Raw genomic sequence first — 725 nt, forward strand, 5'->3', positions numbered from 1 at the left:
GCCTTCGCCCACGATCTGCACACCAAACACCCGGCGGGTTTTCAGAGAAAACAGCATCTTCAACATGCCATGTTCCAACCCCATAATATGCCCGCGCGAGGTTTCGCGAAACCGCGCTACGCCGACCTCGTATGGGATACCGCGCTCCTGCAACTCTTCCTCGGACATGCCGCAGGTTGAGATTTCGGGCACGGAGTAGATCCCGTAAGGATACCAAGGGCTTTCCGGCAAGGTTGGGGTTTCAAGCGCGTGACAGGCCGCCACGCGCCCCTGTTGCAGAGAGGTTGAGGCCAGCGAAGGGTGCCCGATCACGTCGCCAGTAGCGTAGACATGCGGCACTTCGGTTTGGTAGGTCTTGCGATCCACGCTAATCCGGTTGCGGTGATCGGTTTCCACGCCCACAGCTTTCAGATTCAGCGTCGAGGTCGCGCCCATCCGACCGGCAGCAAACAACAGCATCTCGGCCCGGACGTGACGACCGTTTTCAAGAGTGACCTCGACATGCTCGCCCGCATCTTCGATCTTTTCGACGGCCGAGCCGAGCCGCAGATCCACTCCATTTTCGCGGATCTGATGGGTGAAATCGTGGATCAGGCGTTTGTCGATGAAATCAAGGAAGGTGTCGCGCGGCTCGATCAGGGTGACACGGACATCCAGGGCCGAGAACATAGTGGCGTATTCTACGCCAATCACCCCGGCACCGATCACGACCAACGACCGAGGGA

1 protein-coding gene is annotated in these 725 nt (G+C 59.0%); it reads right to left on the reverse strand.

Translation table 11 applies throughout. The features are described 5' to 3' along the window. A partial coding sequence (locus ACR0E6_RS22235; protein WP_480587450.1) for an FAD-dependent oxidoreductase occupies positions 1–725 on the reverse strand: 725 nt, incomplete at both ends.

The sequence above is a fragment of the Ruegeria sp. AP12 genome (assembly GCF_056540025.1).